This window comes from Fibrobacter sp. UWR2, from assembly GCF_002210285.1.
GTDB lineage: Bacteria > Fibrobacterota > Fibrobacteria > Fibrobacterales > Fibrobacteraceae > Fibrobacter.
Window position 1 is genome coordinate 39,277 of sequence record NZ_MWQE01000005.1, and the last position, 23,737, is coordinate 63,013.

Genomic DNA, 23,737 nt, shown 5'->3' on the forward strand with positions numbered 1-23,737 from the left:
ACCTTTGCCCGTTATTTTGTTTATCTTGGGGGTATGGACAAAACGCTTCCTGTTGCTGACCTGGGGATGGACTGGGTCATCGTTCTTGCTTTCCTGAGCGTCATCTTGCTGGTGGCGTTCTGCATTTCGGTTTTCTTGCTCCGCGAAGGCATCCGCAAGCAGCAACTCTACGAGTTCTTCCCCGGAAGCGTGAACGAGTTTATTGTCGTGTTTTCGCGTAGACTCGAATTTATTTACGGCCTCCCGATGTACATGTCCGACCCGCTTTTCCGTTGGCTTAGTTCCGGCAGTACGTTCCAGGACCTGCTGGGGTCGAAGGACTGGGCGAGGATGAAGTTGTACTTTGACGAGGTGGAAAAGCACCAGAACATGTCCTTTGTCTTTTCGCACGAGCTCGAACCGAGTACGAACGGCGAGAGGGGGCGTACGCAGTGGTACGAGATGAAGACCGTGCTGGAATACGTCTCGGTTCAGGAATTTCACTATGTGTGCTTTATCAAGAACATATCGAAGGAAAACGAGAACCGCAAGGAACGCGAGAGGATCCAGGCGCGCCTCGACAACCTGTTGCAGAACACGGGAGACTTTCTCTGGAATTATGAGGTGGAAGACCGCCGGTTCAAGCTGCTGACACCTCTTATGGATGAGGAACACCGCGTGGTGCCGCAGTCCACGGGGTATGTCGATATCCGCAAGATTATGCCGGAGTCCGATATCGAACTCCTGAATTCTATCCTGAATGCCCGCGTGAAGGATTACCATACCTTTGGTTCCCGCGGCGACCCGTTCGAGACCATCAAGGTCCGCCTTTACGGGCCCGACAAGACGCTTGTCTGGTATTGCTTCCGCGGCCGCCTCGTGACTGACGAGGAGAACAGGCTCGTATTGCAGGGCTCTGCCCGCCGTATGGACATGGTGCTCGACAACCCGGTTTTCGGTGACGGAAGCGACAAGGATTCCATGCTTTCGGCCGCACTTTCGTTCCCCGACGTCCGCATTTTCTGGGTGGACAGGGATTTCAATATTCAGGGCTGCAACCAGTCTTTCGCGACGGATTTCCAGATTATGAATCCGAAGGATATTTACGGGAAGTGCCTCGATACGGTCGTGAACCGGAAGATTCTCCCATATATGACGAAACTCATTTCGGATGTTTTCGACAGCGGGCGTAGTACCGCATGGAAGGGAAGTTTCTTGCAGTCCGACAAGTTGCTGATGTTCAATGCCGTTCCCATCAGGTCGAAGGACAACATGACGCATACGGCGCTTGGCGTGTACATGCTTTTGGACAAGAGCGATTTCTCGGACGAAGTTATTGAAACCTGATTTTTGATTAGAAGAGGACTATATGAAAAAAGCATTTGGACTAGTAATTTGCGCGGCTTTCATGCTCATGGCCTGTAATGAGGCCAATGCAGAAAAGAAGGCCGCTCCGGTACAGAACGCAAAACCCGCTGCAGAGCAGCCCTCTGCCCAGCAGGCCGCTCCGGCACAGGAGGCCCCGAAGGCCCAGATTACGAACATCGACTGGGCGAAGGCTCTCGAGATGCAGAAGGCTGGCGCCGCCCTTATCGACGTGCGCACTCCGGGTGAGGTTGCTGAAGGCACCGCTCCGGGTTCCGTGAACATCCCGCTGCAGGAAGCAGCCCAGCGTATCGCCGAATTCCCGAAAGACAAGGACCTGCTCATTTTCTGCCGCAGCGGAAAGCGTAGCCTTGCCGTTTCGCAGTTGCTGATCGATAACGGATTTGAACGTGTGTTCAACGTGGTCGGTGGCTTCATGGCGTTCCCGAAGAACTAATGATTACAAACTACATGCGGCTTGCGCTAGAGCAGGCGTTTTTCTCCATCGGGGTTAGTCGGCCTAACCCTGCCGTAGGTGCCGTTGTCGTGAAAGACGGCATCGTGGTGGGGAGGGGGCGGACGCAGAGCCCCGGGAACGCGCATGCCGAAGTGATGGCTCTGCGTGACGCGGGCGAACTTGCCCGCGGCGCGGCCATATTCGTGACTCTTGAGCCCTGCTGCCACTATGGCCGCACGCCCCCCTGCACCAAGGCGATTATCGACGCTGGTATAGCGAAAGTCTTTTTCGCGCATGCAGACCCGAACCCTCTGGTACGCGGCAAGAGCCGGAAAGTTCTCGAAGATGCCTGTATCGAGGTCCACGAAGGCGTGGACGCCTGTATCGCTGCCTGTGTTGAAGAAATCCCGGAAGGTTGCGGTGATAGCGCGAGGAACGGTTGCCGCGTTTTCGGCTACGGGACAAAGTCCGCGCAGTTTAATGCGTCGCACAATAAAGCGCTTTCTGAAATGGAAATCGAAGGCAGCTCTGTCTTTGCTGAAATTGAACATTACTTCGAAGCGTACGATTACTTTGTCACCAACAAGAAAACTTTTGTCGAAGTAAAGTCCGCAGTTTCGGAATGCGGGTTTATCGCATGCCGCGATGCACAGGGCTTCAAGCATCCGCTTAGGATTACGGGCCAGGGAGCCAATTGCTGGAACCATGAACTGCGCGCCATGAGCGACGCCATCCTCGTGGGGACGGGAACGCTCCTTGTGGATAACCCTTCCCTGAGTGTCCGGTATGCGGCGGGAAATAGCCCCGTAAAGGTTGTGTGGGCCGGTCATCATGTATTTTCTACGGATGAAACCTGTAATCTGAAGGTGTTTGCTGAACAAAGTGCCGATGGCACCAGGCCGACGCTTGTCTATTCGCTTGTGGATCAGCCTACGTTGATTTCTATGGCCGAGTGCATGCGCCTGCATGCGGAATCGTTTGCCGGTGCATGGAGTGAAATGCTGCAGGACCTGTATCGCCGCGGGATGCACCGCCTTATGGTGGAACCTGGAGCCAGGCTTGCCTCGCTCCTGTTCGAAAACGAGGGGGCGCCGCTGTGGAACCGCCTCGACCTTTGGCGTTCCACCGATCCCTCTGTCGATTCTTCTATCGAAGGTGTCGCGATGCCGCAACTGCCTGACGCATGTGTTGCGCGTGAATCCGCGATGATTGGCCCCGATGTGCTGACGGTCTTTTACCCATCCGCCTAAAGGCGCTGAAAAAACTAGAACAGCATCTTCACGCCGATTGCAATCAGTATGATCCCCGCGATAATCTCGGGAATTTTTGTCTTGAAGCGCCTTGCGGCATGGCGCCCGAGTTCGTAGCCTACAACGCCCATGATAAAGCTTGCGAGTGCGATTGCCGATGTGGCAAGCACCATGTTGGCCTTGATGAAGGCAAACGAGATGCCGACAGCGAAGGCGTCGATGCTTGTTGCTACCGAAAGGAGCAATATGTTTGCGATGGTGAGGTTCTTTGCGGCGATTTGCTCACCTTCGGCTTCACCCGCATCCCCGTGGATGGCGCTCCATATCATGCGCCCGCCCAGTATGCAGAGGATGGTACAGGCAATCGGGGTGCCGATGGCATCGAACCACCGGTCGGCAAAGCTCCCGAGGAAGTACCCGAGGAGCGTCATGCCGCCCTGGAATACGCCGAAACTCACCGCCTGGAGCATCGCACGGCTATAGCGGATGCCCGACTTGGAAAGCCCTGTGGCGATGGCGACCGCGAAGCAGTCCATCGCCTCGACAATCGCGATAATTATGATTTCTATAATACCCATTCTCTAATACATCATGCCCGTCGGGTCCTATCGGCCTTTGGCCTCCAGGATGACAGGGGTTCTTATTTATCGCGTAAATTTATACCTTCCGAGCAAGTCGAAGTACCTTGCCTTCGGCGAAACCTTTGCTGGTGTGCAGCGCTTCTGGATTGCCGTGGTCCCTTCGTCTTTCACAAAGAAGAATTCGCGCAAGTAATATCCCGTAGATGATTCTTCTAGATATTTTAGCATATAACCGTTATCTGTATTGATTATCTCTATGGTCTCATATAGTTCTGGCTTGTCGTCTTCCATTCTGTATTCGTAGCATTTTAATTCATTTGTGGAATCGCCAACCGTAAAACTTATTTCGGGTCTAGAATTTTCAGAATCATAATCAAAAACATATTTTTCGAATAAAGTATCGTTTGAGAAAAAAAATTCTTGAAAGGAATGGTCTTGTTCATCCAATGCGGATATATACGAGTCCGTTATTTTTACTATAGTGGAACTTTCAAATTCTCCATCGGAATAAATTTTCTCTTTAAGTACGATTGTATCACCCGAAGCTTCTTGAAAAAAGACAAATTCTGAACCTTTGCCAGAAAGTTTTGTTTCATCGATATTCCAATAGTAATGAGTAGTTCTGAGGCTTTCTCCGTCCATAGGGTCCATAACTAAGCTATCAAGTTTCCCGTTGGTATAATACAGTTTATGGGACCAGGGATTTTCTTTATAATAGTTTTCCATGAAATAAGATGAGTCGTGATAGGCTTCACCTTTTTTGATATCCAATGATCCCTTGGAAAGTTTAAACACCGCCTCCGTACAGGAGTTTGCTGCGGCAAACCCCGCTAAAAGCAGTAGGCAGAATAAGAAATTCTTCATTTGTGTCTCCTTTGAGGCTCAAATATAGAACCTTTGGCGCAAATTGGGCGCGAATTGTGCTATATATCACGTTGGAATGTGCGCCAGGCCTTTCGGTTTCCCCCTTCTTTCAATAAAAACTTATTTTATTGAAAATTCTTCGCGGAGGTTCACGATGAAGCATTTCATTTGTAATCCGATGGCATTCGTGCTCCTTGTCGGTTCGCTCGCTTTTGCTCAGGCCGATCTCGCCGAGCCTAGCGCTAATGAAGAAGCGGCCTTTGCTGAATTGGAGAGTGAAACCGGGGGTGCCGAAAATTCCGGGTATACGGCCGATGCGACAGTGAAGGAATCTTCGCCGGTAACGGAGGCGCCCGCAAAACCGAAAGAGGAGACCTGGGAGGATGCCTGGCAAAAACGCCGGTATAATGTCAGTTTCTTTGTGGGATTTTTGCCGTTCACTGCAATTATTGAGGCTTTTGTCCACGATGAGGACGAGGAACCCGATGTTACGGCGTATTCAGTAGCGGTGGGCTGGGAACTGTTCTATTTGATGGAAGTCAGCCTTATGGCAAACTATACGACTGTTGCCGGACATGCGCTGTTCACGGTTACGCCGAGAATCAAGTTGAATTATTTGAATTTCAAGTACTTCAGACTATATTCCTATTTTGGCCTCGGCGGTATATTCTGGGATGGTGGAAGCTACCTTATGTTCAATTTTGCTTTGCTGGGTGCCGAAATCGGTGGGCCGATTTCCTTGTTCTTCGAACATGGCTGGGGCCAAGTTGGCATGCTCACGATGGGCGTTAAGTTCGCATTTTAGCGCTTAGCCGAATGTCTCGAGTGTCACTTCGCGTTCGTTTTCCGAGACAATCTCAATATTTATCTTATGCGTGATGTCGCCCGTTTCGCCCTCGAGGCGTTCGGGCCATTCTATTAGACTGATTCCTTTTGCAAGGTAGTCGTGGTCAAAGCCGACTTCGTACAGTTCCGTGCCGGGTTCGAGGCGGTACAGGTCGAAGTGGAATATTGTCGGGTCGTTCGGGTATTCGTGCAAGATGGTGTAGGTGGGGGAGCAGACTGCGCCCTCGAAGCCGAGTCCTTTGCAGATGCCGCGGCTCATCACCGTCTTGCCGGCACCGAGGTTGCCGTACAGGGCGACCATGTCGCCCGCCTTGAGCGACTTGCCGAATTCAACGGCCCAGTTGTAAGTCTCTTCTTCGCTCTTGAAAATCACAGCTTGTCCTTGAACTGCTCGTACGTGAACTTGTGCAGCAGGTGGAACTTGCCTTCCAAATCGAACTTGCCGATGCTCGGGTGCCTTACCCCGTTGAAGAACGTGGTCTTTACCATGGTGTAGTGGATCATGTCCTCGAAGATAACCTTGTCGCCGACCTTGAGTGGATCGTCGAAAGAGAAGTCCCCGAGCTGGTCGCCGGCAAGGCAGGAACAACCTGTTAATTTGTATGTAAATTTCTTTTCGCCGGGCATGCCGGAGCCCGTGACCATGGGCCTGTAGGGCATTTCCAGGCAGTCGGGCATGTGCGCACTGACCGAGACGTTCAGGATGGCGATGTCCACTTCGTTGTGGACGATATCTTCGACCGTGGCCACGAGTTCGCCCGTTTGCCAGCCGACGGCTTCGCCGGGTTCCATGATGACTTGCACGCCCGGGTGCCTTTGCATGAAATCCTTGAGGATGCGTACGAGCTCGTCGCGGTGGTAATCCTTGCGTGTAATGTGGTGACCACCGCCGAAGTTCACCCATTTCATCTGGTCGATGTACTTGCCGAAGTGCTTCTCGAACGCCTGCAGCACGCCTTCGAGGGCGTCGGCGTCCTGCTCGCACAGGGCGTGGAAGTGCAGTCCCTCAATCCCGTCCAAGAGTTCCGGTTTGAACTCCTTTTCGGTGACCCCGAGCCTGGAATACTTGCCGCACGGGTTGTACAGGTCCGTCTCGACGGTCGAAAATTCAGGGTTCACGCGGATGCCCGCGCTTACTCCGGCCTTGAGGGTCTTCTCCCTGAAGCGCTCCCACTGGCTAAAGCTGTTGAAGCTGATGTGGTCGGCGAGCGAGAGGATTTCGTCGATTTCGTCGTCGGAATAGACAGGCGCGAATACGTGGACTTCCTTGTTCATCTCCTCGCGGGCGAGCTTCGCCTCGTTCAGGCTCGATGCCGTGGCTCCGCGCAGGTACTTCCCGATGAGGGGGAAGGACCTCCAGAAACTGTACCCCTTGAGGGCGCAAATGATGTGCACTCCGGTCTTTTTCTGGATATCGTCCAGAATTTCCATGTTTTTGACGAGTCTTTTTTCGTCCAGGACGAAGCAGGGACTGGGGACTTGGGTGTAATCGAGCATGCCACAAATATAAAATTGTTGGACTAATTTGTGTAGTATGCTTTTTTTGCCGTTTTTTTTGGATTTAGGGGTCTTTTTTTTTATCCTTTAACTAAATTTATTACGATGATTTTGTCTATACATAAGTGCTTTTTTGCAGCGTTCATATCCCTAGCATGCGCCGGGGTGTCTTTTGCTCAACAACCTGTCGATTCTGTTGTCGCATCCCGTGGGGCGCAGGCGACTCTCGACGAGATGATTCAACACAAGCTGGATTCACTGAACAGCGCTAGCCAGTCCAGTGCGCCGAAGCTCAACTCCGATAGCCTTGCCAAGGTGAAGGCGGACAGCGTGCGCAAGATGATCCAGGCTGGCAAGTATGTCCAGCGAGCCAAGTATGACAAGAGTAACTTCGACCACTGGAAGGTCGATACGCTTTTCCAGAAGAAGGTGAAGGACATGGTCTACGGTGTGTGGCGCACCCCGATTGTGGCTCATGGTCATGCCTTCCGCGATGCAGAACTCGTGTTCAATATGAACGATACGCTCGATGGCGCAACCCGCACGTATTCTTCGGCAGACCGCTACCAGAAGACGGGCGACTACGCCTACAAGGCTCGCTACCGTTTTGATAATGATACCTCGATGGTTACCCGTGAGGTGTTCCGCGACCGTCAGGTTATCCGCTGGGACTACGTGACCTTCAGGGTCGCTGGCGATACGCTCAAGCACAACCTGAAAAAGCTCGAGTTCCGCGACCTGAACGACAACTGGCTCAACGCCCTCCAGGGGTTCGAGAACGTTCCTCCCGAGAACTATATCCGAGACGAGAAGGCTTCCGTAGACTTGAAAAAAGACGACAAGTCTAAGGCCAAATCCAAGAAATAGGGACGCGCATGAAACGCATCGCACTCTGCTTCGGAATGATTTCCGTTGGTGTCTTGGTGTTTTTTGCGTGGACTTTGGTATCCGGTCCGGTGGATGTTTCCCTGCGCGATTTGGCGCTTGCGGTTCTTGATCCGGACAATGCTGAACCTTTCCATTCCAGAATTTTGTGGGAACTGCGGTTCCCTCGTGCCATGGCAGCCGTGCTTGCCGGTGTGGCGCTTTCGGTCTCGGGTCTCTGCCTGCAGACCGTTTTCCGCAATCCCCTCTGCGGGCCATATGTCCTGGGCATCAGCAGCGGAGCGAGTCTCGGCGTGGCGGTAGCGCTTCTTGCCGGGTTCGGTTTCGGAGCGCTCGGGGTTCTGGGGGCGGCCTCTATCGGTGCGATCCTTGTAACCCAGGTGGTCCTGGTCCTTGCGTCCAGGTTCAGGAATAGTTCCGTCCTCCTTGTGGCTGGGCTTCTCGTGGGCTATTTTGTGAATGCGCTCGTGAACGTGCTTGTGTCGGGGGCCGATGCCGAGAGCCTGCAGGTGTATGTTTCCTGGGGGCTCGGGAGTTTTGGGCGGCTCACGCTTGGGGCTGTTCCCGGCTTTGCCATTGCAGTCCTTGTCGGGCTTGTGCTGGTGGTGAGTTCGATGCGCTACCTGAACGCCATTCACATGGGCGATGACTTTGCGCGCGGGCTCGGCGTGCGTGTTGGGCGTTCGCGCATCTGCGTGCTGCTCGGCTCGAGCATCCTTGCCGGTGCTGCGACTGCCTACTGTGGCCCGGTGGCGTTTATAGGTATTGCCGTCCCGCACTTGGCCTTTATGCTTTTCCGCACAACGAACCACCGTGTGCTATTGCCTGCGGCATCGCTGTGTGGCGCTCTCCTTGCGCTTGTCGCTGGGCTTTTCCCGGTGTCGGTGCCACTCAATGCGGTGTTGAGCATTATAGGCGTTCCTGTTATTTTGTATGTACTCCTGCACGGCAACCGGAACGGGAGGGCTCTATGATGAACGTGCTTGACGTGCGTGGGTTACAGTTCGGGTATGCAGGCATAGACAATGCGTTTGCGTCGGCGTTTGATTTCGGTTTGGAAGCGGGCGAGGTCGTTGCCCTGATGGGCGAGAACGGTTGCGGCAAGAGCACGCTCCTGAAAGTCCTCGCTGGCCTGTTGCCCCCGCTTGCAGGCAATGTCGAAATTTGCGGCAAGGATGTCTACGACCGCAAAGGTGGCTGGAGCCTGATGGAACTTTCGAAGAAGGTCGCGCTCGTGCGCATGGGCGTGCAACCGCCTGACCGCATGACAGTGCTAGAGTTTGTTGGCCTTGGCCGCACGCCTTATTCGGGAATTCTCGATGGCCGGAGTAGGGAAGACGAGCGCGTGATTGTTGAATCGATGCGCCTGCTCGACGTTGAAAAGTTTGCAAGTCGCCCGGTCGCGGAACTGAGCGACGGCGAACGCACCCGAGTGTACCTGGCCGAGGCCGTGGCCCAGCAGGTAGACGTGATGCTCCTGGACGAGCCGAATGCGTTCCTGGATATCCCGCGTAGCCATGCGCTGTTCCGCACGCTCAAGGAACTTGCGGTTTCGCGCAAGATGGGCGTCGTGGTGTCGACACATTCCATAGAGTATGCGGAAACCTATGGCGACCGCATTATGGTCGTGAACGGCGGGCGTGTGCGTGTGTCGCCTGCCGGCAGTGCGCGCGCCGAAGGCCTTTTGGATTGGGCGTTCGCGCCTGCTACTTGAGATTCTTTACATTGATGCCGAGGCGGGAGAGCCTGTTGTACAGCGTGGTACGCAGTAGGCCCATGCGTTCGGCGGCGAGGCTTATGGAGCCGTCGCATTCGCGGATTTTCGCCTTGAGGAACTCGCGTTCTTCATCCAGTTGTTTTTCCTGGAATTGTAAGTAACTTTTGATTTCGGAATTTGCCGTGCCTTTGCCCTGGTATTGCGGGTGCGAGGCCATTTCCTCGATTTGCAGGTCATCTGCCGTAATGGTGCCGGGGTCGGTGAAGCAAAGTGTGCGCTGGATGACGTTTTCGAGTTCGCGGATGTTGCCGGGCCAGTCGTGCGCCTCGAGCTTTGCGAGGGCGTCGGACGAGAGTGTGTACGGTTCACCTGCGGGTGCGTACTGGCGGATAAAGTAGTTGGCCAAATCTTCGACGTCTTCCTTGCGTTCGCGCAGGGGTGATAGCGATACCGGGATAACGTTCAGCCGGTAGAAGAGGTCTTCGCGGAAGCGTTTTTCGGCGATTTCTTCGCGCAGGTCGCGGTTTGTTGCCGCAATAATGCGCACGTCGATATGGCGAGTCTTGTTGGCGCCGATGGGGCGGATTTCCTGGTTCTGGATAACGCGCAGCAATTTGACCTGGGCGTGCAGGGGCATGTCGCCGATTTCGTCCAGGAATATGGCACCGCCGTTTGCGTCTTCAAAGAGCCCGATGCGTTCGTTCTGCGCTCCGGTAAACGCGCCGCGCGTATGCCCGAAGAGTTCGCTTTCGAAAAGCGTGTCGGGAATGGCGCTGCAGTTCACGACGACGAACTTGTCGTACATGCAGGCGATGGCGCGGGCCACGAGATCCTTGCCGACGCCCGATTCTCCCTGGATGAGTACGGGGCCTGTGTGCAGGATGGCGCGTTCTACCGTTTTGCGGAGCTTCTTCATCGATTCGCTTTTGCCTACGAGGTGGCTCATGCGTTCGGTGAATATGCGGCGTGCGCTCTGGATTTCCTTGAGCTTTGCAATCTTGCTCATCAGGTGCAGGCGAAGCGCCTCGACCGAGAGCAAAATGTCGTAGAGGTTGCCGGGAATGCCGGAATATTTTTCCGGATTTTCTGCGTAGGCGAGGATCATTGAGTCAGGGGCGAGAGAACGCACGCGCGCGAGCGCGGCGATACTTTCGTCCTGGAAGGAATCCAGGTCCCAGATAACTATAGATGCGATTGGAGTATTGGGTGTGGCGTCGCTATGTGTTTCTACCGAATAGTCCACAGAGGAAAGAACGTCCAGGATGAACGAGGACGTGTCTGTTTCCTTTGTGAAGAAGTCGATAGAGGACATCGCGTGCAGCGCTTATTTCCCGAGTTCCTTGCTGCGCTCGGTGCCTGCGACTACGGCCTTGATGAGGCTCGAGCGGAATGCGCCTTCTTCGAGGGCGTTCACGCCTGCAATCGTCGTGCCGGCGGGCGAGCATACCATCGCGCAGAGGTCGCTCGGGCTCTTGCCCGACTGCTTCACGAGCTCGACGCTGCCTTCGATGGTACCGAGGGCGAGCTTGAGGGCCACGTCGCGGGTGAGGCCGGCTTTCACGCCACCGCGGGTGAGGCCTTCGATGAATTCGAAAACGTAGGCGGGGGCACTACCGGAAAGTCCGGTGACGGCGTCCATCAGCGATTCGGCGACGCGGCAGGTGACTCCGATGTTCCCGAAGATTTCTTCGGCAATCTTGAGCGTGTCTTCGGAGACGCCGTCTGTGGCGAGTGCCACGGTGCCCTTGCCGACGGTGAGCGGTAGGTTCGGCATCACGCGGAGCACCTGGTTCTTGGCGCCGAGCACGTCGGTAAGGCTCTTGCGGGCAACGCCGGCCATGATGCTCACGAACGTCTTGGTACCCTTGATGGCCTTGACGGCGTTCTTCCATTCGGCAGCGACCAGCTTGAAGATCTGCGGCTTCACGCAGAGGAAGGTCACGTCGGCCTTCTTGACGCCTTCGGCGAAGTTCTTGACGCGCACGCAACCGAGGGCGTTTACTGCTTCGGCAGCCTTGTCGCTCGGGTCAAAGAAGAAAATGGATTTCGGGTCGGTTTTGGCGTTCAGGAGCCCGCGGAGGATTGCCCCGCCCATGTTGCCTGTGCCTGCAAAGAAAATTTTCTGTTTCATGTTCATATCCTTTTAAAACCTTTGTGCTATACGAAATGCGTAATAACCAATTAGTCATTTCACATTCCACATTTCACATTTGAATTTATCCGTTCATCGAGTAAAGGAAATCCTTGTTGGTTTCGAATACCTTGAGCTTGTCGCGCATGAATTCCATGATTTCCACTGTGGTCATGTCCTGCAGGTAACGGCGCAGGATCCAGACGCGGCGCAGTTCCTCGTCGGTAAGCAGGAGCTCTTCCTTGCGGGTGCCGGACTTGAAGATATCGATGGCCGGCCAGATGCGCTTTTCGGCGATACGGCGGTCGAGCACGAGTTCCATGTTGCCTGTACCCTTGAATTCTTCGAAAATCACTTCGTCCATGCGGCTGCCCGTTTCGATAAGGGCCGTGCCGATGATGGTGAGGCTTCCGCCGTTCTCGATCTTGCGGGCTGCGCCGAAGAATCGCTTGGGGCGCTGCATGGCGTTCGCATCCACACCGCCGCTCAAGATCTTGCCGGAGTGGGGGATGACAACGTTGTTCGCACGGGCAAAACGCGTGATGGAGTCGAGCAGGATTACGACGTCGTTGCCGTGTTCCACGAGACGCTTGGCCTTTTCAAGTACCATGTCGGCCACCTTGATGTGGCGCTCGGGCGGCTCGTCGAACGTAGAGGCGAGCACTTCGGCCTGGACGTTCTTGCCCAGCTTGGCGGCTTCGTCCTTGAGGCGGTCGATGAGCTTGCGCATTTCGGTCACTTCTTCGGGGCGTTCGTCGATGAGGAGGATCATCAACTTCACTTCCGGGTGGTTCGTGGTGAGCGCCTGCGTCACGTTCTGCAAAAGGACCGTCTTACCTGTACGCGGAGGGGCGAGGATAATGCTGCGCTGGCCCTTGCCGATAGGCGTGAACAGGTTCATGATGCGCGTGCCGTATTCGTCCTTTTTCCATTCGAGATTCAATTTCTCGACCGGGTGAATCGGGGTCAGGTATTCGAATGCCACGCGGCGCTTCGTCTTTTCGGGAGATTCGAAGTTCACCGTGTCGATGCGCATCAGGGCGAAATACTTCTCGCCTTCGCGTGGTTGGCGAACCTGGCCCGTGATGGTGTCGCCCATCTTGAGGTCGTAGCGGCGGATGATGTTACGGCTGATGTAGATGTCGTCAGGGCCGGCGAGGTAGTTGTGGTCGGGGTTACGGAGGAACCCATGGCCGCCTTCCGGAATGATTTCCAGCACGCCTTCGGTGTAGATGGGGCTGTCTTCGCCGGAGATGGCGCTCAGGATGCTGTACACGAGCGCCTGCTTGCGCATGCGCTTGAAGTCCTCGATGCCGAGTTCTTCGGCGCGCTGCTGCAGTTCGAACATCGGGAGCCCGCGGAGTTCGCGCCACTTGGCGCGTGCGGCGGCCACCTTCTCGGGGTCAGGAGGCGGCAACTGGATGCTTTCGTCAATGAAATCGTCTTGCGGAAGGTTCCTGTTATGGCGGTTCTTGAACTTATTGAACTTGTTGAACTTGTTGTTGTTCTGGTTGTTGTTGTTGTTGTTGTTGTTGTTGCGCTGGCCGTTTTGATTATAGTTGTTGCCGTTGTTATTGCGCTGCTGGTTGTTCTGGTTGTTGCCGTTGTTGTTCTGGGGGTTGGCATCAGCGGCGGCGGCCTGGGCGCCAGCATCGCCTGCGTTGGCGGGCTTCATTTCGGGCGCGGTAGCATTTTGTGCGGCCTCGGACTGGCGAGCCTCGTTCTGTTTCTTTTCGGTGCCGTTGGCTTCGCGCGGGGTTACGTCTGCTTTCTTCTCGCTAGCGGCTTCTGCCTTCGGGGCGGGTGCTTCGGAGGGTGCGACTTCTACTTTGGGGGAATCTTCGTGGGCGGCTTCTTCGCCGGCCTGCTTCTTGGGGCGTCCACGGCGCTTGCGCGAGGAATCCGCTGCGTCCACGCCCGGAATGGGCTTGGCTAGGTCGCCCAATTTTTCATAATCTATCGATGCGTTAATATCAATGCTGTCGGAAAGGAGTTGCGGCTCTTCCTGAACCTTCTTTTGTCTAGGCACGTTTCGTTCCTTTGGCTATGAGTGAGGTGTTTAAACTTTTATTTTCTTGAAAAATGTAAAAAGGGAATAAAAAGAAAAATCCCTTCGATTTATTTATGAATTGGAAATAAGGATTCCCTTGGAATCGTTCATAAAATACAAAAAAATTCCCACTTTGTCAAAAAAAAGTGTGCCTCCAAATGTTTTTGAAAAATGCTATATTAATAATGTGGATTCATTAGACCGCGTTTTTGTCGCACTGGGCAGCAATCTTACGCCGCGATTCCGTAGGCTAGCCGAAGGAAGGGATATGCTTTCGCGTATTTCGTCGGGTGGCTGGATGGAAAGCCCTATTTACGAGACTCCTCCGGTAGGACCGGAAGGACAGGGCCCGTATTTCAACCAGGTCGTGAGCTTTTGGTACGATGGCGATCCGAAGCGCCTGCTCCATTATCTTAAGGGGGCTGAACTTGTGCTCGGTCGCAAGCCCCGCGGGCACTGGAATTCCCGCGAGATAGACCTGGACCTGCTTTACTTTGGTAACAGGGTTATGGCCGGACGCCCGACCATCCCGCATATCGAAATCCCGAACCGCCAGTTCGTGCTCGTTCCGCTGAACGACATCGCTCCCGATTGGGTCGACCCGCTCAGCAACTGCACCATGAAGGACTTGCTTTCGCAGCTCCTCCAGAAAGAAGGGAAAATCGAATTCCGTACCATCACAGCGGAGGAACCGTAATGCTTACTGACAAGGGTGTACATTTTCTCGCCATTGAAGGTGTCATCGGGGTTGGCAAGACCTCGCTTGCGCGTATCATCGCCGAACGCTGGAATGCCCTCTGTATCGAGGAGAATTACCAGGACAATCCGTTCCTCGAAAAATTCTACGAGAATCCCGAACCCTACGCGTTCCAGACCCAGTTGTTCTTTTTGCTGGAGCGCCACAAGCAGTTGCAGCATTCCGCGCTCCAGAGCGACCTGTTCCACGACTTGCTCGTGAGCGACTACACGTTCGACAAGGATGCCATCTTTGCCGCCCAGAACCTTTCGGATAGCGAGTTCGCCATGTATGAGCAGGTATCGAAGGCCATCGAGCACGAGATTCCTCGACCGGACATGGTCGTGTACCTGCAGGCGAGCATCCCTACACTCCTTTCGCGCATCAAGAACCGTGGCCGCCCGATGGAAAAATCCATAGAAGGCAGCTACCTCAAGGGCTTGCAGGCCCGTTACGACCTGCATTTCTGGCACTACCCGCATGCGCCCGTCCTTATCATCAACACGGATCACATCGACTTTGTGCATAACGAGAACCACTTGAAACTGGTGCTCGATGCCATCGAATCGTGTCCCCGCCAAACGACTTATTTTGTTCCAGAAGGTAATTAAGAAGGTTATATGCAAATCATAAAGTCAATCGAAACTCTTCGCGAAACGCTAAGACCGCTTGCGAAAGAGGGTAAAACAATCGGTCTCGTTCCGACGATGGGTGCGCTCCACGAAGGTCATGGCGCCCTCATCAAGGCCTCGGTGAAGGATTGTGATATTACGGTTGTCAGTGTGTTTTTGAATCCAATCCAGTTCGGCAAGAACGAAGACCTGGACAAGTACCCCAAGCGCCTCGAGGCCGATGCCAAGCTTGCGGAATCCTTGGGTGCAGATTTCGTGTTCGCTCCGACCGTGAAGGAAATGTATCCGGATGGCGACCCGCTTACCATGGTTCGCGACGAAACCCTCGAAAGCCTTTATTGTGGCGCCTACCGCCCGGGCCACTTCCGTGGCGTGTTGACTGTTGTTTCTAAGCTGTTCCTCATCACCAGGGCAAACCGCGCCTACTTTGGCGAAAAGGATTACCAGCAGGTGTTCCTCATTGAACGCATGGTGAAGGATTTGAACTTTGATATCGAAATCCACCGCGTGCCAATCGTGCGCGAGGCTTCGGGGCTTGCACTCTCGAGCCGCAACGAATACCTCTCCGAAGAAGAACGCGTGCAGGCTCTCGGCATTTCTACTGGCCTGAAGGAAGCGAAGGCCGCTTTCCTCGCCGGCGAAAAGGGCGTGGCGAAACTTCGCGATATCGTGGTGAAGTCGATTCTCTTGAACCGCGGTCAGGTGCAGTTTGTCGAGGTCGTGAACCAGAAGGACTTGCAGAAGTTCTCCGGCGTGCTGAAGTCTTCGGACAAGGCCGTCATCCTGGTTGCAGCCTTCTTCGGCAAGACCCGCCTTATCGACAATATCGAACTGAATTAATTATTTACTTGTTGCTGTAAACACGCCGTCCCACGTTTCGCCCGGTGCCACGGGCGGGTTCTCGCGGTAGGCGATGCAGCGCTGGATATACACGAGGCTCGGACAGGTCTTGCTTCCCGGGTCGCGTTCTGGCAGGTGCGGTTCAAATTCGAGGCACTGCGTGAAGAGTTCCTGCGCCTTGTCCCAGTCCATGGCGAGGTAGGCCTCGCGCGCCTGTTCCCAGATTTCGACTAGTTTGTTCAAGGTGTCGCTGTTTTCGCAGTCGGATTTTGCAAGGAGTTCGAATGTCTTTACGGGCAGGCTCTTGCCCACGACGCGTATGGTGTCGAGTGAACGGTAGATGAACAGGCCCGGTTCGAGATGCTTCTGCGTGTCTTCGCTAATTTGTATGTACGCTCCGTATTGCTTGGCGGCACTCTCGAGTCGGGCGGCAAGGTTCACGGCGTCGCCCATCATGGTGTAGTTCTTGCGCATGGTGGATCCCATGTTGCCTGTCACGATATCGCCAGAGTTGATGCCGATACGCATGTGCATGTCGTGCACCACCTTCGGCCACTTGTCGCCTTCCGATGTCCATTTCTTGCGGAGTTGCATGAGCTTGCTCTGCATGTCGCATGCTGCGCTGCAGGCGCTCTGCGCGTGGTTCTCGAGCGGCATGGGCGCTCCGAAGAACGCGATGATGGCATCGCCTTCGTACTTGTCGAGCGTTCCCTTGTTGCTCAATAGTGTGTCCGTCATTGCGGTGAGGTATTCGTTCAAAAGGTCCACGAGTCGGCTCGGGTCGCCAATCTTTTCGGAGAATGTGGAGAAGCTTGCGATGTCGGTAAAGTATGCGGTGATGTTTGATTTTTCGCCGCCTAGGGTCGGCATAATCTCGTTGTTCACCATTTCGTCAATCAGTTCGGGAGAGATGTATTGCTTGAATGCTCCGTCGAGGAATCGCTTTTCCTTGTTTTCGTAATAGAACTGGACAATCAATGCGGCTATGTTGGTGAGCAGCATGGCGAGCAGTTGCTTGGAACAGCCGATGTAGAGACCATCCTGGAAGTAACGGAAGGCGACAAAGGTGTAGGATCCCATGAGGAGTACGGAAATTGCGATGGATATGTAACTCTTGATGAAGAGGCCGAGCGCCATGCAGAGTATGGCAAGCAGGATGACTATAAGCTGCTGGTTCCTTTCTGCCAGGTTTACGATGTAGTTGTCGTTCAGGATGTTTTGGATGATGGTCGCGTGTATGAGCACGGCGGGGTTGTTTTCTTCGTGCGGGCCCGGCACAAAGTCGAACAGGGCCGGAGCGGCGGAACCGAGGATGAACACCTTGCCCTGGTACATGGCCTGGTCGTGGCGGTTCTTGGTGACATCGTAATAGGAGAGGTGCTGGAACGGGCGGCTTTCCTTGTCCGTATTGAATCGCCCAATATAGTTCACGAGGTAGCGGCCGTAGTTGTCTATGGGAACTCGCTTGATTGGCCCGAAGCGGAATTCCTCGCCGGGTTTTAGGCTGTCGACCTTGCTTTCGTCTATGGCCATGATATCACGGATGACCTTGTCGTTCATGATGGCGAGGTTGGTAAGCCATTTTTTCGAGGTCTTGTCGTAACGGAGGTCGGTGTCGATAGAAAGGTGCTTGGGCTCGTCGATGGGGAAGCGGGAGAGGGAATCGCTGAAGTAGCGGATTGTATTGAGTACGCTTGCCGTGACGATGATTTCCTCGTCGTTGTTCGTGTCGTTGATGATGAACTGGACGTTGGATTCGCTTTCGTTTTCCCTCGTGACGGTTATACCTTCCATGATTTCCTTCTCTTCGCCCTCTTCGATGGTGAAAAAGGAATCGCTGGGAATGGTATTGGCAATGTCGATGAGCAGTTTGGATTCGGTTGCGTCGAGTGACTGACCGTCAAAGAGCGAGAAGAGAATTTCTCCATCCTTGTTCTTGGTGGCGATGACCTTCTTGGTAACGTCTATGATATCGTCGGAGGCGCGTTCCTGCGCGTCCTTGCGCTTGAGGAACTTGCGGAGCTCGAGGAACATCGGGTAGCTGAACTGCGGGTAGGTCGCATGGAACGTGCCTGCCGAATCGCGGTAGATGCCGAACGGCTTGCCCAGCTCGATGTAATGGCCCATCTTGATCTTGACGTTTTTCGGGTCCTGGTGGAACAGGTGGAGGACCGTCATCAGGGACATCGTGGAATACACGCGGCTTGGGACATCTTCGTAGGCGTAGGGGTTCGGGTAGCGGTAAAGCATGGAAACGTGGCGGACCACGCCGTCGTCGTCGGGGTAGGCGTTCACGGAACCCATATATGCGCCGGCATGGGCCAGTTCGGGATAGATGTTGTCAAGCAGGGTCTTGGGTTCTACGTGGGTAATGGAGTCTACCTGCGAGTTTTCGAAGGTAGAACCGAAGCCGAGTTCCTCGGCACGGTCGTATGTCGCGAGCTTTTCCCACACGGACTTGTGGCTGAACGAGGTGGAGTCGTCCATCATGAAGCACGTGATGGCGTTCCCGCTTTTCTTGATCTCCTTGATCATCAGGGAGTCGAAATTGTAGTGCGAGCGGATGTCCGAGAAGAGAGAATCCCACTGGCGCGTCGTATCGATCGTGTTGAGGATTCCGATGGTCTGTTCCGCCTTTTTCTGGCCGAAGTCCGCGCTCTTGAACAGAATATCGAAGCCTATCGCCGACGCTCCGCCTTCGTTAAGGTTCTTGATGACGTTCGCGTGGATAGACCTGTCCCATTCGTTGTAGTTGCCTAGCTTGGTGAGTGCATTCTCGTCGATATCGACAATCATGATGTTGGGCTCGAAACTGTGGCTCATGGACACCTTGCCGTCTTTTTCGAGCTTTTCGAAGGTCTTTCCAGTCTTAATCTTGAAGAATTGGTCGTAGAAGAAGTTTTCCATGTCTTCGGCGGCTGTACGGGCAACATCGATATAGGGATCCTGCGCATTTCCCAAAAGAAGGATGAGGAAAAGGATCATGCTGGTGATGACAACGCCGACAACAATCTTCTTTATCTTTTTCAAGATTTTTTTGTTCATACTTTAAGTATAATAAAAGAATAAATGTATATTTCGGGAGGATTTGCCCTAGGAGCGTATTTTGGCTGCACAGAAAAAGAAAAATTCAAGAAAAACGAGTACGAAAACCAGGGAAAAAGCCCCTGTTGAATCCGATGTCCCATTTTTTGTAGTGCTCGGCGGGTGGTTCCTGGTCGCTGTCGGGCTTGTCCTGCTGCTCGGATGCGTGAGTTCCGTGTATAGCGGCTCGGAAGGGAACTGGCTTGGCCCCTATCTGGGCAAGATTGTTCCCGAACTATTCTCGTTCATATTTGGCAAGTTGCCCGTGGTTGTCTTTACGGTCGCGCTTGTGCTCTGGGGTCTGTTCCTTGCAGTGCGACAACTGCGCGAACGCCTGCTCAGTTTTGCCATCGGTACGGGGTTGCTGACGCTCGATCTTTCATGCCTCCTTTCCCTCAAGAACTACGGCGAGGCCCAGGTGAGCCGCGACGTGATGATGATGAACGGTGGTATCGTTGGGCAGTTCTTTAGCCAGAACATTGCAATTCCCGTGTTCGGAAAGGTGTCGTGCATGGCCCCGCTCCTGGTTTTGCTTGTGGTGCTGGCCCTGATTCTTGTTCTTTCGTTCGGGCTCCGCCCGAGGCATTTTGCGTTTATTGCAAAGGGAATGCGCTGGTTTGTGGGGCTGTTCCGTAAGAAGCCTGCAGAAGAAGAGCCCGAAGACGACGAGTCCGAAGATGACGATGATTCCCGCGAGAGTTCGGCTGAATCCAGACGCAAGGGCATCACTTTCATGGACGATGATACCATCTTTAATGAGCCCGATGGCTACAAGCTTAGGCATCGTGGCAGATTGAAGCCCTTTAGCGCGCGCAAGAACTGGATGGAATCGCCCGACCCGATTTCGCGTGCCGGAGATTTTGATGATACGATAGAACAGGCGCGTGGAGCCTATGGGACACGCGGCCTTGATCCGGATATGCCGACGGATGTTGGGGACGCTGCTCCTGCAGAAACGGCTGCGCCTGAATTTTCGGGCGAGGATCCCGAAATTTTACGTCTGGAACAGCAACTGCGTGAAAATTACAGCAGAATGAGCGCACTCGAAATCAAGGAAATCCGCGACAAGATTGCTGAGATTCGCCGTGCCCGCGAAGAAATCAAGTGGGAGAGCGAACGCAAGGGAAACCTCGTGGTGAAGGGCGCTGTACGTGGACAGCCCAGCGAGGAAATGCCTGCCGCTGCACCGGACGACATGACACGGGTTGCCGGGAATGCGACCGTTGCTGCGGGCGCAACTGTTGAAAGGACGGTTGTTGCCGGCGAAGAGACGCGTTTGGCTCCGGACGATGTAAATGCGGAAGACTTGGTTGCCGGAACTGCAGTGGGTCGTGAAGGCGACGTTGTCGGTGGTAATGACGATGATGACACGTTTATGCCCGAGATTGTCTCGAGCGACGAGGTGGAGCAGGACCCGACATACGAGGCCCCGAACCAGATTGGAACATCCTCTTCGGGCACGACGTTTACGGGCGGTGCCGCAAATGGTATTCCGCAGCCTGATCCGACGGTACATTACGACCCGTATCGCATTCCGACGGTGGACGAAATTCTCGACGCGCATGACCCGCAGCCTGCAGATTATACTGTGGAAGAACTCAACGCGATTGGCCGCATGCTCGAGGAAAAGCTCGAGAACTTCAAGGTGAAGGGGAAGGTGGTCGGCTGCGAGACCGGCCCCGTGATTACGCGTTTCGAGGTGGAACCGGGCCCAGGCGTGAAGGTGTCTCAGTTCAGCGCCTTGCAGGATGACCTCGCGATGGCCCTGAAGGCCGTCTCTATCCGCATCCTTGCGCCAATTCCCGGAAAGGGCGCCGTGGGTATCGAGATTCCGAACCGCAAGATGCAGACCATCTTCGGGCGCGACATCTTCGAGAGTGAGGCGTTCAAGCCCACGCCGGACAAGATTATCATGGCCCTCGGCAAGGATATCTCCGGCGAGCCGTTCTCGATGGATTTGGCGAAGGCTCCGCACCTGATGATTGCGGGCCAGACCGGTTCCGGTAAGTCCGTCTGCATTAACGCCCTCATGGCGAGCATGCTTTTGAGCAAGACACCTGACGAACTCCGCATGATTCTCGTGGACCCGAAGGCGGTGGAACTCAAGATGTACGAGAACATCCCGCACTTGCTCGCGCCCGTGATTACCAAGCCCGAGGTTGCCATCCAGGCGCTGCAGTGGCTTTGCTACGAGATGGACCGCCGTACCGAGGTGCTTGCGAAGGCGAAGGTGCGTAACCTCAATGGTTTCAACGAGAAGTTCGATGCCGGCTTGCTTCCCGAAGATGTGCCCGATACTGACCGCGGCCATCGCATGGCGTTTATCGTCGTGATTATCGACGAGATGGCTGACCTCATGATGGTCGCCGGCAAGGAAATCGAGAAGAACGTGAGCCGCCTTGCCGCAAAGGCGCGCGCCGTGGGTATTCACCTGGTGCTTGCGACCCAGCGCCCGTCGGTGAAGGTGATTACCGGTAACATCAAGGCGAACCTGCCGACCCGTATCAGCTTCAAGGTGGCGTCGCAGGTGGACGCGCGCACCGTGATGGACCATGCCGGTGCCGAGAAGTTGCTTGGCCGTGGTGACATGCTGTTCAAGGCAGTGAACGCACCTGACCCGGTTCGCGTACACGGCGCTTTCCTGAGCGACGAGGAAGCGGAAAAACTTGCCGACGCCTGCAGCAACCAGAACGTGTGCTACCCGCAGCTCGAGACCTTCGAGGTCGAGGAAGCCGGCGGGGAAGGCGAGGACGGCGAAGAGAATGCCGCCATGAACGAGAAGAAGGACAAACTCCTGTTCGAAGTCGCCAAGTGGGCCATCGAATGCGGGAACGGTCTTTCTACATCGGCCGTGCAGCGCCACTTCAGCGTGGGCTACAGCCGCGCGGGCAAGATCGTGGACCAGCTCTATGGCATGGGCCTGTGCGCCCGCAGTACCGGCAACTCCAAGCCCCGCGCGATGCTTATCGGCATGGACGAACTCATGCAACTCGAACGCTCCGGCGCTTTTAGATAATCACTATGAAAGAATTTGCTCCTGCAAAAATCAACTTGTTCCTCGATGTCATCCGTAAGCGCGATGACGGCTATCACGACCTTGGAACGGTGTTCCAGACGGTCGATGTCGGCGATACGCTTGAGTTCAGTTCACGCGATGACGGCGAAATCCATCTGGAATACAGCAACCCGCAGGAATACCCTATGGAATCGGACCTCGTGTACAAGGCCGCAGTCGCATTGCGCTCGCATGTAGGTAATAACGATCTGGGTGCAGATATCTTTCTGGACAAGATAATGCCGCTCGGTGCAGGCCTTGGCGGTGGTTCTGCCGATGCAGCAGCGGCGCTCCGCGCGCTGAACCGCCTCTGGGAGTTGCGCCTTCCGCCTGCCGAACTGGAACGCATTGGTGCGAAACTCGGGGCCGATGTGCCCTTCCTGGTCAGAGGCGGCACGGCATTCGCCGAGGGCATCGGCGAGCAGCTTTCTTTCTTGGAGCCGCTAGACTTGCCTGCTGGCAAGGTCCTGCTCATCGCGACCCCGCACGACAGCGTCCCCACGAAGGATGCCTATGCGGGAGTCCCCAAGTCCGGGCCGGACCGCTGGGAGAACTACAAGGAGTCGTGCGTGGGGAACAAGGCCGCCCGAGAAGCCTTTATCCTCGATCCGAAGTCGCTTTTCAATGCGTTCGAGGTTTCCGTGTTCCCAAAACATCCGCTCGTCGCCTCGATGAAGGAAAAGTTCCTCGACCTCGGGGCTGAGGCCGCCCTTATGAGCGGCTCCGGAGCGTCCGTTTTCGGTATCTTCGCAGATAGGTCTTCCGCCCAATCCGCCGCCGAGGCCCTTCAGCCGTACTCCCGCTACCTCGCCCTGACCAAATTCTGGCATACATAAAAAAATATTTTATAGCCTGAAAATGGCCCTTTTTGCGCAGAAATAAACAAGTTCCCTTTAAAAAATCCCCAAATTTTTTTATATTTGCCCCCACCATTGGGGTATCGTCAAGTGGTAAGACAACGGATTTTGATTCCGTTATTCGTTGGTTCGAATCCAGCTACCCCAATGAAACTTTTAACAATAAACCTCAATTGGAGTCTAAAATGGAACTCACAAAACTCGCAGCAACCTCGAGAGTGCTAGGCAAGAGCCGCGACAACGCCCGCCTTCGTAAGGCTGGCCAGATCCCGGCCGTCTATTATGGTAAGGGTCAGGAGTCTGTGAACATCAGCGTTAGCGCTATCGATGTCCGCAAGGTTCTCGCCCCGGGTAAGCGTTACACCCTTCTCGACCTCGAGATCGACGGCAAGGCCGGCAATCCCGCTGTCATCTACAGCTACCAGAAGGATGCCATCACTCAGGCAATCACTCACATCGACTTCATCAAGATCGGTGAAGACTCCAAGATCAAGGTCCGCGTGCCGGTCAAGCTCACCGGTCTTCCGGTCGGCGTCAAGACTCAGGGCGGCGTGTTCTCTCAGGAATCCCGCTACCTCATGCTCTCCGCCAAGCCGGCTTGCATCCCGACTCTTCTCGAAATGGACATCTCCGATTTCGAGACGAACGTCACGTTCTATGCCAAGTCCTTCAAGCTTCCGGAAGGCTGCGAACTCGCTAGCCTCCCGCGCACGGTGATCTTCACGATTACCTCCAAGTCCAAGAAGAAGGACGATGCCGCTGATGCCGCTGCCGCAGTTCCTGCTGCCGCCGCCGCTGCTCCGGCTGCCGAAGAAAAGAAGTAATTTTTTGCTCGGTTTTACAAGGGGACCTGCCAGACTCTGGCAGGCCCTTTTTGCATGAAAAAGACGTTTCCCTAGGTGTCTAAATAT

General features: G+C 54.7%; 21 protein-coding genes and 1 tRNA gene. 14 read left to right on the forward strand and 8 right to left on the reverse strand.

The genetic code is table 11. The features are described from left to right. Positions 1–33: 33 nt before the first annotated feature. The 3 genes from B7994_RS08480 to ribD are packed head-to-tail and all read left to right on the forward strand — an operon-like array spanning position 34 to position 3,051. Positions 34–1,326, forward strand: coding sequence for a hypothetical protein (locus B7994_RS08480; protein ID WP_144063813.1), 1,293 nt, complete (start codon positions 34–36; stop codon positions 1,324–1,326). Between the two features lie 22 nt (positions 1,327–1,348). Continuing rightward, the gene (locus B7994_RS08485) at positions 1,349–1,801 is read left to right on the forward strand and encodes a rhodanese-like domain-containing protein (RefSeq protein WP_233143126.1); all 453 of its coding nucleotides are present in this window, start codon (positions 1,349–1,351) and stop codon (positions 1,799–1,801) included. Next, positions 1,801–3,051, forward strand: coding sequence for a bifunctional diaminohydroxyphosphoribosylaminopyrimidine deaminase/5-amino-6-(5-phosphoribosylamino)uracil reductase RibD (ribD, locus tag B7994_RS08490; protein ID WP_088638035.1), 1,251 nt, complete (start codon positions 1,801–1,803; stop codon positions 3,049–3,051). Before B7994_RS08485 ends, ribD begins: the two co-directional genes overlap by 1 nt. 14 nt (positions 3,052–3,065) lie before the next feature. On the opposite strand, the gene B7994_RS08495 is transcribed toward ribD, so the two are convergent. After that, positions 3,066–3,629, reverse strand: a complete 564-nt coding sequence (locus B7994_RS08495) for a manganese efflux pump (RefSeq protein ID WP_088638036.1) — start codon at positions 3,627–3,629, stop codon at positions 3,066–3,068. 66 nt (positions 3,630–3,695) lie between these two features. Then, positions 3,696–4,496, reverse strand: a complete 801-nt coding sequence (locus B7994_RS08500; RefSeq protein ID WP_088638037.1) for a hypothetical protein — start codon at positions 4,494–4,496, stop codon at positions 3,696–3,698. 154 nt (positions 4,497–4,650) lie between these two features. Between B7994_RS08500 and B7994_RS08505 the strand changes: the two genes are divergently transcribed. Continuing rightward, complete coding sequence (locus tag B7994_RS08505) at positions 4,651–5,301, forward strand: hypothetical protein (RefSeq protein ID WP_144063814.1); 651 nt, start codon at positions 4,651–4,653, stop codon at positions 5,299–5,301. Positions 5,302–5,304: 3 nt separating this feature from the next. Here B7994_RS08505 and tsaE read toward each other — a convergent pair whose 3' ends face one another. Beyond that, positions 5,305–5,715: a tRNA (adenosine(37)-N6)-threonylcarbamoyltransferase complex ATPase subunit type 1 TsaE gene (tsaE, locus tag B7994_RS08510; protein WP_088638039.1), complete on the reverse strand. Its 411-nt coding sequence runs from the start codon at positions 5,713–5,715 to the stop codon at positions 5,305–5,307. Continuing rightward, a complete protein-coding gene (gene nspC / locus B7994_RS08515; protein WP_088638040.1) occupies positions 5,712–6,839 on the reverse strand; it encodes a carboxynorspermidine decarboxylase in 1,128 nt (375 codons plus the stop codon). The genes tsaE and nspC overlap by 4 nt, the downstream gene beginning before the upstream one ends. A gap of 105 nt (positions 6,840–6,944) precedes the next feature. Here nspC and B7994_RS08520 point away from each other — a divergent pair, with 105 nt between their 5' ends. Genes B7994_RS08520 through B7994_RS08530 form a run of 3 tightly spaced genes read left to right on the forward strand, consistent with a single transcriptional unit; the run spans position 6,945 to position 9,438 of the window. Then, positions 6,945–7,706, forward strand: a complete 762-nt coding sequence (locus B7994_RS08520; RefSeq protein WP_144063815.1) for a hypothetical protein — start codon at positions 6,945–6,947, stop codon at positions 7,704–7,706. An 8-nt stretch (positions 7,707–7,714) separates the two neighbouring features. Then, complete coding sequence (locus B7994_RS08525; RefSeq protein ID WP_088638042.1) at positions 7,715–8,698, forward strand: iron ABC transporter permease; 984 nt, start codon at positions 7,715–7,717, stop codon at positions 8,696–8,698. Further along, entirely contained in the window at positions 8,695–9,438 is a 744-nt protein-coding gene (locus B7994_RS08530; protein WP_088638043.1) for an ABC transporter ATP-binding protein, read from the forward strand. The genes B7994_RS08525 and B7994_RS08530 overlap by 4 nt, the downstream gene beginning before the upstream one ends. Here the strand turns inward: B7994_RS08530 and B7994_RS08535 are convergent. The 3 genes from B7994_RS08535 to rho all read right to left on the reverse strand — a co-directional run bounded on the left by B7994_RS08535 (position 9,431) and on the right by rho (position 13,601). After that, on the reverse strand, positions 9,431–10,753 hold the full coding sequence (locus B7994_RS08535) for a sigma-54-dependent Fis family transcriptional regulator (protein WP_088638044.1): 1,323 nt from the start codon (positions 10,751–10,753) through the stop codon (positions 9,431–9,433). The two genes, B7994_RS08530 and B7994_RS08535, sit on opposite strands and share 8 nt — an antisense overlap. A 12-nt stretch (positions 10,754–10,765) precedes the next feature. Continuing rightward, positions 10,766–11,572, reverse strand: coding sequence for a pyrroline-5-carboxylate reductase (proC, locus tag B7994_RS08540; RefSeq protein WP_088638154.1), 807 nt, complete (start codon positions 11,570–11,572; stop codon positions 10,766–10,768). 85 nt (positions 11,573–11,657) lie between these two features. Then, positions 11,658–13,601 (reverse strand): transcription termination factor Rho, encoded by a 1,944-nt coding sequence (gene rho, locus B7994_RS08545; protein ID WP_369832765.1) that lies wholly within the window; start codon positions 13,599–13,601, stop codon positions 11,658–11,660. Positions 13,602–13,809: 208 nt separating this feature from the next. On the opposite strand from rho, the gene folK reads away from it, so the two are divergent. The 3 genes from folK to panC are packed head-to-tail and all read left to right on the forward strand — an operon-like array spanning position 13,810 to position 15,830. Next, on the forward strand, positions 13,810–14,319 hold the full coding sequence (gene folK / locus B7994_RS08550; protein WP_088638045.1) for a 2-amino-4-hydroxy-6-hydroxymethyldihydropteridine diphosphokinase: 510 nt from the start codon (positions 13,810–13,812) through the stop codon (positions 14,317–14,319). Further along, entirely contained in the window at positions 14,319–14,969 is a 651-nt protein-coding gene (locus B7994_RS08555; RefSeq protein ID WP_088638046.1) for a deoxynucleoside kinase, read from the forward strand. The genes folK and B7994_RS08555 overlap by 1 nt, the downstream gene beginning before the upstream one ends. Positions 14,970–14,978: 9 nt before the next feature. Further along, entirely contained in the window at positions 14,979–15,830 is an 852-nt protein-coding gene (gene panC, locus B7994_RS08560; RefSeq protein WP_088638047.1) for a pantoate--beta-alanine ligase, read from the forward strand. Here panC and B7994_RS08565 read toward each other — a convergent pair whose 3' ends face one another. Continuing rightward, positions 15,831–18,875 carry a CHASE2 domain-containing protein gene (locus B7994_RS08565; RefSeq protein WP_088638048.1) on the reverse strand — a complete coding sequence of 1,015 codons (3,045 nt, stop codon included), beginning with the start codon at positions 18,873–18,875 and terminating at the stop codon, positions 15,831–15,833. It lies immediately after the preceding gene. Positions 18,876–18,936: 61 nt separating this feature from the next. Between B7994_RS08565 and B7994_RS08570 the strand changes: the two genes are divergently transcribed. The 4 genes from B7994_RS08570 to B7994_RS08585 all read left to right on the forward strand — a co-directional run bounded on the left by B7994_RS08570 (position 18,937) and on the right by B7994_RS08585 (position 23,650). Further along, a complete protein-coding gene (locus B7994_RS08570; RefSeq protein ID WP_088638049.1) occupies positions 18,937–21,930 on the forward strand; it encodes a DNA translocase FtsK in 2,994 nt (997 codons plus the stop codon). A 5-nt stretch (positions 21,931–21,935) separates the two neighbouring features. Next, the gene (ispE, locus tag B7994_RS08575; RefSeq protein WP_088638050.1) at positions 21,936–22,805 is read left to right on the forward strand and encodes a 4-(cytidine 5'-diphospho)-2-C-methyl-D-erythritol kinase; all 870 of its coding nucleotides are present in this window, start codon (positions 21,936–21,938) and stop codon (positions 22,803–22,805) included. Positions 22,806–22,902: 97 nt separating this feature from the next. Next, positions 22,903–22,974: transfer RNA gene (locus B7994_RS08580), tRNA-Gln, on the forward strand. A gap of 37 nt (positions 22,975–23,011) precedes the next feature. Next, positions 23,012–23,650 (forward strand): 50S ribosomal protein L25, encoded by a 639-nt coding sequence (locus tag B7994_RS08585; protein WP_088638051.1) that lies wholly within the window; start codon positions 23,012–23,014, stop codon positions 23,648–23,650. The last annotated feature ends 87 nt before the right edge of the window (positions 23,651–23,737 follow it).

What these genes read in the sequence shown, in the direction of transcription:
- B7994_RS08495 (WP_088638036.1), bottom strand. Translation starts at nt 3,629, where the DNA reads ATGGGTATTATAGAAATCATAATTATCGCGATTGTCGAGGCGATGGAC.
- B7994_RS08485 (WP_233143126.1), top strand. Translation starts at nt 1,349, where the DNA reads ATGAAAAAAGCATTTGGACTAGTAATTTGCGCGGCTTTCATGCTCATG.
- B7994_RS08525 (WP_088638042.1), top strand. Translation starts at nt 7,715, where the DNA reads ATGAAACGCATCGCACTCTGCTTCGGAATGATTTCCGTTGGTGTCTTG.
- ispE (WP_088638050.1), top strand. Translation starts at nt 21,936, where the DNA reads ATGAAAGAATTTGCTCCTGCAAAAATCAACTTGTTCCTCGATGTCATC.
- proC (WP_088638154.1), bottom strand. Translation starts at nt 11,572, where the DNA reads ATGAAACAGAAAATTTTCTTTGCAGGCACAGGCAACATGGGCGGGGCA.
- B7994_RS08480 (WP_144063813.1), top strand. Translation starts at nt 34, where the DNA reads ATGGACAAAACGCTTCCTGTTGCTGACCTGGGGATGGACTGGGTCATC.
- B7994_RS08500 (WP_088638037.1), bottom strand. Translation starts at nt 4,496, where the DNA reads ATGAAGAATTTCTTATTCTGCCTACTGCTTTTAGCGGGGTTTGCCGCA.
- B7994_RS08565 (WP_088638048.1), bottom strand. Translation starts at nt 18,875, where the DNA reads ATGAACAAAAAAATCTTGAAAAAGATAAAGAAGATTGTTGTCGGCGTT.
- B7994_RS08505 (WP_144063814.1), top strand. Translation starts at nt 4,651, where the DNA reads ATGAAGCATTTCATTTGTAATCCGATGGCATTCGTGCTCCTTGTCGGT.
- B7994_RS08520 (WP_144063815.1), top strand. Translation starts at nt 6,945, where the DNA reads ATGATTTTGTCTATACATAAGTGCTTTTTTGCAGCGTTCATATCCCTA.
- B7994_RS08585 (WP_088638051.1), top strand. Translation starts at nt 23,012, where the DNA reads ATGGAACTCACAAAACTCGCAGCAACCTCGAGAGTGCTAGGCAAGAGC.
- ribD (WP_088638035.1), top strand. Translation starts at nt 1,801, where the DNA reads ATGATTACAAACTACATGCGGCTTGCGCTAGAGCAGGCGTTTTTCTCC.
- B7994_RS08530 (WP_088638043.1), top strand. Translation starts at nt 8,695, where the DNA reads ATGATGAACGTGCTTGACGTGCGTGGGTTACAGTTCGGGTATGCAGGC.
- nspC (WP_088638040.1), bottom strand. Translation starts at nt 6,839, where the DNA reads ATGCTCGATTACACCCAAGTCCCCAGTCCCTGCTTCGTCCTGGACGAA.
- panC (WP_088638047.1), top strand. Translation starts at nt 14,979, where the DNA reads ATGCAAATCATAAAGTCAATCGAAACTCTTCGCGAAACGCTAAGACCG.
- B7994_RS08555 (WP_088638046.1), top strand. Translation starts at nt 14,319, where the DNA reads ATGCTTACTGACAAGGGTGTACATTTTCTCGCCATTGAAGGTGTCATC.
- B7994_RS08535 (WP_088638044.1), bottom strand. Translation starts at nt 10,753, where the DNA reads ATGTCCTCTATCGACTTCTTCACAAAGGAAACAGACACGTCCTCGTTC.